We start from the raw sequence: 10,035 nt of genomic DNA, 5'->3' as shown, positions 1-10,035 counted from the left end.
GATTATATCGAGATGTTCTACAATCCGGTCCGCAAGCATGTCAGGAACGGGATGCTGTCGCCCGTCGAGTTCGAACGGCAGCAGGCTTTGATGGCTCAAGGCGTCTAGAAAACTAGGGGCTATTCAACGTGTATTTCTACAGGGCTCCTATGCCAGCTCGGCACGGGGGCATCAACTCTGTGCGCTTTTCCGTAGGAAGCTTTGTTATCTTTTTGAAGACGGACAAACGACCGAACGACCGAGTGCTTCCGGCGGAATGCTGGCTCAAAGGGCGTCAGGACGGGAAGTTTCTCATCGCAGATGCCAGCTATTTTTCCGAAGGCAAGCTCTACAAGAAGGTTGCCTCCGAGGCGCCTGTCCGCAATTTCTTCGGCAGAATGATTGCTCGAAAACTCGAACGCGCTATCCGTAAGGGGGGCTAGCCCATTCGAGCAGGTTTGATCTGTGAATGACAGGCAGTTAGGAGCCGCCCTGTGTTCCGGAGCGGACATTCCGGAAACCACGTCAAATCAGGCTTGGTTGATCGCCGGCAAAGTTAGCAGGGGAACGACCGGTTCAGGCGGATGCTGCCGTTCAGCACGGTTGCACTCAATGACCGCAAAGTCCCACACCCCGGCTATCGCTTACGTCGCTTCATCCGATGCTCGGCCGCGAATATCCCGATCCTGACACCGGTAGGTCCGGTTATCAAAGAAACCCGGAGCCGGCATGATCGTCGAAACGCTCGGCCGACCGCACGTAGCCCAGCAGGACCTTGAGCGACTTGTGCCGCGAGACCTCCTGCATTTTGGCGAGCGAGGCCCGGGTGCGCGCCGCCTCGGTGAGAAAACCGGCGCGCAGCGAATGCCCCGCCATCACCTCAGGATCGAGCCCCTGGAGTCTGGCATAGCGCTTGACCAGGCGCGCCACCGAGCGATCGGACATCGCCTCCGCAGTGTATTCCCCCTTCGTCCCGATACGCGTGAACAGCGGTCCCGGCTCGCCGCCCCGAATGGCCAGCCAGGCGTTGAGATGCGCGACGGGTCTCAGGGTCTTTCCTGTCGGCACCGCGATCGTGGCCCCCTCGCCTTCCTGATCGGTTTTGGAATGGCCCACGCGCACCGTCACCCCGGCATCGACCAGTTCGATGTCCGCCAGTTGCAGCGCCACCAGTTCGGACCGCCGTAGCGCCGCAGCGAGCCCCAGCGCCAGGATCGCCCGGTCGCGCACCGCACGAGTGTTCAACCCGTCTGCCTTGGCGATCATGCCCGCCAGATCCTTCGCGCCGATCGCCGCCTTCTTGCGCGTGGGCCGCGCCCGCTGCTCGCGGCGGATGCCCGAAAGCGTATCCGCGATCAGCTGGTGGGTGTCGTGCGCGGTCGGCGGCGGCAGTCCTTCATGGCGATGCTGCCAGACGATCGCGGCGAGATGGCGGGTGATCGTGCTGTCGGCGCGGCCCGCGCGGGCAAGCGAGGCGAGGTAAGTAGCCACCGCCTCGGGTGCCGCGGGCAACGGTTCGAGCCCCCTGCCCCAGCACCAGTGCTGGAACTGGCGCCAGTCGCTGGCGTAGGCGCGCAGGGTGTTGGCGCTGCGGGAACGCAGGCGATAGGCCCGGGCCGCTTCCACCTCGGCGACGAGTTCCGGAGCGCAAGCCGGCGACAGGTCACCGGCCGGGACCAGCGCATTCGCCGTGCCCGCGATTTCCGGCCGCCCTGCCCCGTCGTCGATTGGCTCGTCCACCCGCATCCTCCCCGCCGTCCATTCGTGCTTTCACACGGAAAATGTCAGTTAAAGAATACGGGCGGACGAGAAAACCGCAGAAACGCTTGGGTCATGTGTAAGAATACCTCCGGACGTTCGACCTGAAGGCGCGATTCTGCTACAAAACGACCGGACCCGGCAACACGAGTCCCTGGCAAAAATCGGGGATAGGTCATGGCCGAAGCTGGCACTGCCCTCACGACGGTTGATCCTTCACAGTGGCGTACAGCTTGCGAGCGCGAGCCGATAATTCGCGCTCTCGCAGAGGAACCTCGGCTTGGCCGCAAGGCGATTGCAGCGGCCGGCTCGGCACTAGGCCTCAGCCGGTCCCGTATTTACGAGCTTCTGGCGAGATACCGGGAAAATCCAGTTACCAGCTCATTGGTCGACCAGCACGATGGATTTCCGAAAGGCCGGTCCCGCCTATCTTCCGAGATCGACCGCTTGATCGATGCCGAGATAGCGAAATTCTATCTCAACCGGCCAAAGCCGACCCTCGCCCAGTTGGTTCGGCAGATACGCTATTCGTGCCTTGAGCAGAACCTTCAACCTCCGGCTCGGCAAACGGTTCTACTTAGGGTCGATGCCTGGGAGCGGGAACACCTGATCAAAGCCCGAGACGGCGCCAAGGCTGCAGCAGATCGCTTTCGTCCAGTCATGGCCTCCTATGAGGCCGAGTATCCGCTTCAGGTCGTGCAGATGGACCACACGATTGCCGATATCATCATCGTCGATGAGCACTTCCGGAAACCACTGGGGCGGCCGACGCTGACCCTTCAGATTGACGTTGCCACGCGCGTAATTCCCGGCTTCTACCTTTCTCTGGAGAAACCATCGGCGACCTCGGTCGGCATGGCAATCCGCCATGCGGTTCTACCCAAAGATTCTTGGCTGGCCGATCGGGACCTTGCGTTCGCATGGCCCGTTTTCGGTCTGCCTGATATCCTGCATCTCGATGATGCCTCCGAATTCCGTTCGCGGGCGCTCACGCGCGGTTGCCAGCAATTCGGAATAGACCTTCATTACCGTCCTCCACGTACTCCGCACTTTGGCGGGCACATTGAGCGCCTGATAGGCACTACGATCGGCGAAGTGCATCTTCTCCCCGGGACCACCTTCTGGAGGGCCGCCAGCGTCAGCGACGCAACCAACGTCAAAACCGCGCGCGAAGCCCGATCGTGTAGGATGAATCGTCGTCGCGATAGTCCAAGACTTCCCAGGAATTATCGTAGTAGCTCTTGTACTTGCTGCGCAGAATGTTGGTCCCGCCGACATCGACGCGCAGATTCTCGTTCAGGTCGTAGCCGAGACTGAAGTCGAGGCGCCCGGCGGGCCGGACGTAGGCCAGCGAGGTCGGGCGATAGGTCGGATCGTTCACGCGGCTCGGATTGAGCGTCTCGCGCACCGCGCCCAGCGCGCTGGCATCGACGTCGTAGTAACGCGAGCGGTAAGTGTAGACTAGTCGGCCCGAAAGACCATTGTGCTCGTAGAGCAGGCCGGCGTTGAAGTTGTACTTCGACACTTGGAACAGGGGGTAACCGGCCAGCGGATCGCTGCCCTTGATCTGCGAATCGATGTACGTGAAGTTCCCGAAGGCACCCAGGCCGGACAGCGCCCCGGGCAGGAAGTCGAAGAACGTCTGCCCGCCCACTTCGACGCCCTTGAGTTCGGCCTCGCCGATGTTGCGCGGACGGCTGATGTTGTAGACCTGCCCGTCGATGGTCTCGAGCTGCGCCTGCGAGACGACGCGGTTCTTGATGCTGCGATAGAAGGCGGCGACTTGGAGATAGCTCGGCCCGAAGTAGTATTCGAACGTGGCATCGTAGCTGTCCGACATCTGCGGCTTGAGATCGGGATTACCCGCCGAGCCGCCGTTGATAATGTTGGGGTTGGTCGACAGCGTATAAGTCAGGCCAGGGTTGAGCGCGCTGAACTCGGGGCGGCGGATCGCCTTGGCATATGTGACGCGGGCCTGCAGGCCGCCGCCGAACTGGATGCGCGCGCTGGCGTTCGGCAGGACGTTCGTGTCGGTGGACTTGGCCGAGATCGGTACCGCCACGCCGTTCACGAGACCGGCCCCGGCGATCTCGCGCTCGGTGTAGGTCGGGCGTACGCCGATCAAGCCGTCAACCGTGACCGGGCCGCTCAGGTCGAACTCGTAGGCGAGCTGGACATAGCCGGCGTAGGTACGTTCGTGGGCGTCGAAGCGCCGATCAGGCGCATAGTTCGGCCGGCCAGCCGGAAGGCCGTATAGCGCGCGCAGGATCTCCAAGCCTTCGTCCGAAAGCAGGAAGTCGGGATCAGGGGCGAGGCCCTTGGCACCGTTGTTGGCGCGAGAGATGCCAGGCTTCAGGGCAAGGAAATTGTCCGGCAGGTTGCCGGCCACGGGTGTGGCGAGGTCGCCGCCGGGCGCGCCCTTGTTGGACAGGACCGATTGGAACAGCGCCTTGCGGTCTGCGAAGCGGACGCCCGCCTGGATCTTGTCAAGGAAGCCAAGGCTGCCACCCAGATCGTGCGTCGCATCGAGGCGGGCCTGCCACAGCTGGCCGTCAGACCGTTCGAACGTCTGGTTGAAGCCGTTGCGCAGCGCATAGCCATCGGCAATGGCGGCCGGATTGCCCGGCTCGATCACCACGCCGCCGTTGTCGACATTGGTGTCGAGGTTGACGGTGATCCGCTTGCCAGTGTCGACCACGATGAGTTCGTTGTGCGCGATCGACTTCTGGTAGCCAAGGTCGAAATCGACCTTGGTGGCGCCATTGTCGAACTTGAAGCCGACCGCGCCCATGTAGTTGTCGGCGGAATACTTGTGCGCCTGGGTGCTGCTGTTCAGGCGCACATTGGTGAACGTGGCCGATTCCAGGTTGCACAAGGTCTGGTTGGTGAACTGGCCGGCCACGATCTGCGCAGCAGTCGGGTTCGAGTTTCCGTTCAGCGCGACGCGTGCGTTGATGCACTCGTTCGGGTCGATTACAACGTTCGAGATCTGCGTTTCGGGATTGAAGAACGGGGTAGCCTGGTAGATGTAGGCTTCCTTGGCCCGGTAGCCGGCGAACAGGGCATCGGCGTAGACCTGCAAGTTGGAGCTCGCCTGCCACTGCAGCGAACCGTTGACTTGCGGGCGGGAGTAGTGGCCGACGTTGCTGATCGCGCCGAAGTTCAGCGGGCCGAGCACGCCGGGCAAGTTGAACGGCGAGGCGGCGTAGCTGCGGCGCTCGCCGACGAAGGTGGTCGGGCGATAGTAGTCGAAATAGGCGTAGCTGGCATTGATCAGCGCGCCGATCTCGCCGATGCCGGTATCCCAGCGGTCAGCGAGCAGCAGGCCCATCTGCGGATTCAGCTTTTCGGTGTTCGACGAATAGTTGCCGCGCGCGGTGGCTACGATCGTGGGCTCTTTAAAATTGAACGGGCGGTTGAGCTGGAGGTCGATGAGGCCGGCGATGCCGCCTTCGATCAGATCCGCCGTGCTGCTCTTGATGACATCAACGCGCGAGAGCGCGACGGCCGGAATGTCCTGCTGCGCGAAGCCGCGGCCGGTGGCGGAGAAGATCTCACGGCCGTTCAGCGTGGTCAGAATGTCGTCGAGGCCGCGGATGCGGACGTTCGTGATCTCGTTGTTGGTGCCCACCTGCACTTGGATACCAGGCACCCGCTGCAGTGCGGCCGCTGTGGTCGGATCGGGGAACTTGCCGATGTCCTCAGCCACGATCGAATCGACGACCTGCGGGGCTTCCCGCTTGATCGCTGCGGCCTTTTCAAGGCTCTGCCGCAGCCCGGTGACGACGATCTCGTTTGTGGGGGACTCAGCTTGAGAATCCGGCGCCGGCGCATTCGCGTCCTGATCGGTGTTCTGCGCATGTGCGGTGGTAGCAAAGATGATCGCCAGCATCGAGACGGACACGCTTGTAAATTGCTTAAACCTCATGATGCCCTCATCCATTGACGCCGCCTTGCGGCCATTTTGCGCGCGCTTTTCACGACAGCGCTTCAGTCATGTCAATCGTTTTATCATATAAAAAGGTTTTATCGTTTTTTGCACCGGTCGGATCGCGGAGACGTCGACTGACTAGGTATCGAACATTGCAGGAGACGACTGGGCATGGGGCGGGTTCATGTTATCAAAGAGACGGGGCGGCGCTCGGCCACCCCGTCTAAATTACCCGGAGCGATTGGAGGAGTGGATCACCTTCGCAATGATCCTCGTTCCAGGCTGATCGCCAGAGGACGGTTGGGCCAATCGCGTGATGAAATACATTAACGCTTTCTATAGGACAAGACGTATTTGTCGTATAAATAGGTTGCCACGAAAAAAACGCAGTGGTAGCCGCTCCCTCAACGCTCCCGCGAGGGTCGCTGCACATTGCGGCATCAATGGGCGAGCGAACCTGAGGGAGGCCGACATTTCTTCCGTCGACGACAACGCCGCCATGACCGGCACTGCTACTCGCCCGACCCTGCGCTCGCGCTCATGGTTCGACAATCGCGATAACCCGGACATGACCGCACTCTATCTCGAGCGCTACCTGAACTACGGGCTGTCGATCGAGGAGATGCAGTCCGATCGCCCGATCATCGGCATCGCGCAGTCGGGCAGCGACCTGGTCCCCTGCAACCGCCACCACCTCGTGCTGGCCGAGCGCGTCAAGGAAGGCATCCGCGACGCGGGCGGCATCGCGATCGAGTTTCCCACGCACCCGCTGCAGGAAACCGGCAAGCGCCCGACGGCCGGGCTCGACCGCAACCTTGCCTACATCAGCCTCGTCGAAGTGCTCTACGGCTACCCGCTTGATGGCGTGGTGCTGACCATCGGCTGCGACAAGACCACCCCGTCCGCGCTGATGGCGGCGGCGACCGTCAACATCCCGGCGATCGCGCTGTCGGTCGGCCCGATGCTCAACGGCTGGCACGAGGGCGAGCGAACCGGCGCGGGTACGATCGTGTGGAAAGCGCGCCAGATGCTGGCCAAGGGCGAGCTGGACTATCCCGGCTTCCTCAAGCTGGTCGCCTCGGGCTCGCCTTCGACCGGCTACTGTAACACCATGGGCACGGCGACGACGATGAACTCGCTCGCCGAGGCGCTCGGCATGTCGCTGCCCGGGTCCGCCGCGATCCCCGCGCCCTACCGTGATCGGCAGGAATGCGCCTGGGAGACCGGCCGCCAGATCGTCGAAATGGTCAAGGCCGACCGCAAGCCCTCCGACATCCTGACGCGCGAGGCCTTCCTCAACGCGATCCGCGTGAACTCGGCGATCGGCGGGTCGACCAACGCGCCGATCCACCTCAACGCCATCGCCCGCCACATCGGCGTCGACCTCAAGCTCGCGGACTGGGAAGAGTACGGCGCCGACGTGCCGCTGCTGGTCAACCTCCAACCCGCCGGCGAGTATCTGGGCGAGGACTACTATCGCGCGGGCGGCGTCCCTGCGGTGATGGGCGAGCTGGCGAAGGCCGGGCTGATCGACGGCGAAGCGCTCAATGCCAATGGCCGCACGGTTTCGCAGAACCTCGAGGGCGTGCGCATCCACGACGACAAGGTGATCCGCCCGATCGAGCGTCCGCTCAAGGATGCCGCCGGGCTCACCGTGCTGAGCGGCAACCTGTTCGACGGCGCGGTGATGAAGCTCTCGGTCATCTCCGAGGAGTTCCGGGGCCGCTACCTGTCCGACCCAGCGCACCCCGACGCCTTCGAAGGCCGTGTGGTGGTGTTCGACGGGCCAGAGGACTACCATCACCGCATCGACGACCCCGAACTCGCCATCGACGAGAACACCATCCTCGTCATTCGCGGCGCGGGGCCCGTCGGCTATCCGGGCGGCGCGGAAGTGGTGAACATGCGCCCGCCCGCAGCGCTCATCCGCGCAGGCGTCCACGCGCTGCCGTGCATCGGCGACGGCCGCCAGTCGGGCACCTCGGGCAGCCCCTCGATCCTCAACGCCTCGCCCGAGGCGGCGGTCGGCGGCGGGCTCGCGCTGCTGCGCACCGGGGACCGCGTGCGCATCGACCTCAAGGCCCGCAGCGCCGACATGCTGGTCGACGATGCCGAACTCGCCCGCCGCCGCGAGGATCTCGCCGCGATCGAAGAGAGCGTCACGCCGGAATCGCAGACCCCGTGGCAGGAGATCCAGCGCGGCCTCGTCGGCCAGTTCGCGACTGGAGCGGTACTGGAATCGGCGGTTAAGTACCAGCGTATCGCCCAGACGAAGGGCCTGCCACGGGACAGCCACTGATGACCGAAATCCGCGTAATTGTCCGAGACCGCGCCGATGTGCTTGGCGAGGGGCTGTTCTGGTCAGCCCGCGACGGCGTCTTGCTGTGGACCGACATCCTCGGCCAGCGGATCAACCGCCTCGACCCCGCCACCGGCAAGGTCGAGAGCTGGGAGACGGGCGATGCCACCGGCTGGATCCTCGGGCGCGCCGGGGGCGGTTTCGTCGCAGGCATCGGCACTACCGTCGCCACCGTCACGCTCGACCCGTTCACGGTCGAGACGATCGCGGAAATCTGCGGCGAACCCAACAGCAACCGCGTCAACGATGCTGCCGCCGATAGCCTCGGCCGGATCTGGATGGGCACCATGCCCTATTCCTGCGACGAGCCGGTGGGCAGCTTCTACCGCTTCGAGGGCGGCAAGGTCAGCCGCGCCGCGCCCGAGGACTACACGATCCCCAACGGCCCGGCGATCGACCCCGAGGGCCGCTTCGTGCTCCACACCGACAGCGCGCTGGGCGTGATCTTCCGCTACCCGCTGGCAGGCGGCGTGCTCGGCCCGCGCGAGCCTTTCATCACCTTCCCAGACGATGAAAGCTGGGGCTCGCCCGACGGCATGACCTTCGATGCCGAGGGGCACCTGTGGGTCGCCTGCTGGGGCGACGGCGCGGTGCGCCGTTTCGCGCCCGACGGCACGCTGGTCCGCCGCATCGCGCTCCCGGCCAGCCAGATCACCAACGTCGTGTTCGGCGGCGAGCGGCTTGACCACCTCTACGTCACCAGCTCGGCCAACGGCGTCGACGAGGAACACGGCGGCGCGCTGTTCGAACTGAACCCCGGCTGCGTGGGCCTGCCCGCCTGTCTCTACCGGGACTGACATCATGGAGGGTGCCGCAAACGGTCGACACCGGCGGCGCCAACCGGGACAAGAGGAGAGAGAATGCTCAAGGCCATCACTACCGCCGCCCTGCTCGCAGCGGTGTCCACCCCCGCGCTCGCCGCCGAGGCGAAGCGCGAGAACTTCGGCACGATGCCCGACGGCAAAACGGTCGAGGCGGTGACGCTCACCAACGCCAAGGGCATGTCGGTGCGGGTGATGACGCTGGGCGCCTCGATCCAGTCGGTCATGGTTCCCGGGCGCGACGGCAAGGCGGTAGACGTCGCGGTCGGATACGACAGCCTCGAGGGCTACACCAAGGCGCCCGAGTTCTTCGGCGCCACCGTGGGCCGCGTCGCCAACCGCATCGCGAAGGGCAAGTTTGCGCTCGACGGCAAGGACTACACCGTCCCCGTCAACAACGGCGTCAACTCGCTCCACGGCGGCACCAAAGGCTTCGACAAGGTCGTCTGGACCGTGCGCGAGGTAAAGAACGGCCAGAAGTCCGGCGGCGCCGCCAGCGTCACCATGCGCTACGTCAGCCCCGACGGCGACATGGGCTATCCCGGCACGCTCACCACCGATGCGACCTACGCGCTCGACGAGCAGAACCAGCTGACGATCACCTACACCGCCACCACCGACAAGCCGACCGTCGTCAACATCTCGAACCACGCCTACTGGAACCTTGCCGGCCCCGGCACAACGGCGATGGACCACCTGCTGACCATCCCCGCCGACCGCTTCACCCCCACCGACGAGACCTCGATTCCCCTGGGCGAGCACCGCAGCGTCGATGGCACCGCCTTCGACTTCCGCAAGCCCACCGCCGTCGGCGCGCGCGTGCGCGACGCAAGGGATGCGCAGATCGTCTACGGGCGCGGCTACGACCACAACTGGGTCGTCGGCGAGAGCGTCACCAAGGACGAGCACCTGATGGCGCGCGTCGAGGAACCGACCTCGGGCCGGGGCTTCGAGCTGTGGTCGAACCAGCCCGGCCTGCAGTTCTACTCGGGCAACTTCATGGACGGCACCATCACCGGCAAGTCCGGCCAGATCTACCGCGAGGGCGACGTGCTGGTGTTCGAACCCCAGCTGTTCCCGGACAGCCCCAACCAGCCGCAGTTCCCCTCGGTCCGCCTCGCTCCCGGCAAGACCTACCGGAATGTCATGACCTACAAGTTCTTCGTCGCGCAATAACAGAGGATCTC

9 protein-coding genes are annotated in these 10,035 nt (G+C 64.2%); 5 read left to right on the top strand and 4 right to left on the bottom strand.

All coding sequences use genetic code 11. From position 1 onward, the window contains the following. Together V2S85_RS22530 and V2S85_RS22525 are read left to right on the top strand one after the other, a co-directional pair. On the top strand, nt 1–108 hold a 108-nt coding region (locus V2S85_RS22530), incomplete at its 5' end, for an IS3 family transposase (protein WP_330705047.1). Nucleotides 109–179: 71 nt separating this feature from the next. Next, nucleotides 180–422: a hypothetical protein gene (locus V2S85_RS22525; RefSeq protein ID WP_330705046.1), complete on the top strand. Its 243-nt coding sequence runs from the start codon at nt 180–182 to the stop codon at nt 420–422. A gap of 265 nt (nt 423–687) precedes the next feature. Here V2S85_RS22525 and V2S85_RS22520 read toward each other — a convergent pair whose 3' ends face one another. From V2S85_RS22520 to V2S85_RS22505, 4 genes are all read right to left on the bottom strand, one after another. Next, a complete protein-coding gene (locus V2S85_RS22520; protein ID WP_330705045.1) occupies nt 688–1,719 on the bottom strand; it encodes a tyrosine-type recombinase/integrase in 1,032 nt (343 codons plus the stop codon). A 591-nt stretch (nt 1,720–2,310) separates the two neighbouring features. Continuing rightward, nucleotides 2,311–2,607 (bottom strand): hypothetical protein, encoded by a 297-nt coding sequence (locus V2S85_RS22515; protein WP_330705044.1) that lies wholly within the window; start codon nt 2,605–2,607, stop codon nt 2,311–2,313. A 6-nt stretch (nt 2,608–2,613) separates the two neighbouring features. Continuing rightward, nucleotides 2,614–2,763, bottom strand: coding sequence for a hypothetical protein (locus V2S85_RS22510; RefSeq protein WP_330705043.1), 150 nt, complete (start codon nt 2,761–2,763; stop codon nt 2,614–2,616). Between the two features lie 130 nt (nt 2,764–2,893). Next, nucleotides 2,894–5,665: a TonB-dependent receptor gene (locus tag V2S85_RS22505; protein ID WP_330705042.1), complete on the bottom strand. Its 2,772-nt coding sequence runs from the start codon at nt 5,663–5,665 to the stop codon at nt 2,894–2,896. Nucleotides 5,666–6,167: 502 nt separating this feature from the next. Between V2S85_RS22505 and V2S85_RS22500 the strand changes: the two genes are divergently transcribed. The 3 genes from V2S85_RS22500 to V2S85_RS22490 all read left to right on the top strand — a co-directional run bounded on the left by V2S85_RS22500 (nt 6,168) and on the right by V2S85_RS22490 (nt 10,024). Continuing rightward, nucleotides 6,168–7,967 carry an IlvD/Edd family dehydratase gene (locus tag V2S85_RS22500; protein ID WP_330705041.1) on the top strand — a complete coding sequence of 600 codons (1,800 nt, stop codon included), beginning with the start codon at nt 6,168–6,170 and terminating at the stop codon, nt 7,965–7,967. Further along, complete coding sequence (locus V2S85_RS22495) at nt 7,967–8,824, top strand: SMP-30/gluconolactonase/LRE family protein (RefSeq protein WP_330705040.1); 858 nt, start codon at nt 7,967–7,969, stop codon at nt 8,822–8,824. Before V2S85_RS22500 ends, V2S85_RS22495 begins: the two co-directional genes overlap by 1 nt. A gap of 63 nt (nt 8,825–8,887) precedes the next feature. Continuing rightward, on the top strand, nt 8,888–10,024 hold the full coding sequence (locus V2S85_RS22490; RefSeq protein ID WP_277668185.1) for an aldose epimerase family protein: 1,137 nt from the start codon (nt 8,888–8,890) through the stop codon (nt 10,022–10,024). Nucleotides 10,025–10,035 lie beyond the last annotated feature (11 nt).

Origin of the sequence: Novosphingobium resinovorum (assembly GCF_036352595.1) — a bacterium.
Taxonomy (GTDB): domain Bacteria; phylum Pseudomonadota; class Alphaproteobacteria; order Sphingomonadales; family Sphingomonadaceae; genus Novosphingobium; species Novosphingobium resinovorum_B.
Note: the sequence above shows the minus strand (reverse complement) of the source record. Positions and strands in the feature narration are given on the sequence as shown.

Excerpts from the sequence above, each read along its gene's own strand:
- V2S85_RS22515 (WP_330705044.1), bottom strand. The coding sequence starts at position 2,607 with ATGGCGGATTGCCATGCCGACCGAGGTCGCCGATGGTTTCTCCAGAGA.
- V2S85_RS22510 (WP_330705043.1), bottom strand. The coding sequence starts at position 2,763 with ATGAAGGTCTATTCCGAATTGCTGGCAACCGCGCGTGAGCGCCCGCGA.
- V2S85_RS22505 (WP_330705042.1), bottom strand. The coding sequence starts at position 5,665 with ATGAGGTTTAAGCAATTTACAAGCGTGTCCGTCTCGATGCTGGCGATC.
- V2S85_RS22500 (WP_330705041.1), top strand. The coding sequence starts at position 6,168 with ATGACCGGCACTGCTACTCGCCCGACCCTGCGCTCGCGCTCATGGTTC.
- V2S85_RS22495 (WP_330705040.1), top strand. The coding sequence starts at position 7,967 with ATGACCGAAATCCGCGTAATTGTCCGAGACCGCGCCGATGTGCTTGGC.
- V2S85_RS22490 (WP_277668185.1), top strand. The coding sequence starts at position 8,888 with ATGCTCAAGGCCATCACTACCGCCGCCCTGCTCGCAGCGGTGTCCACC.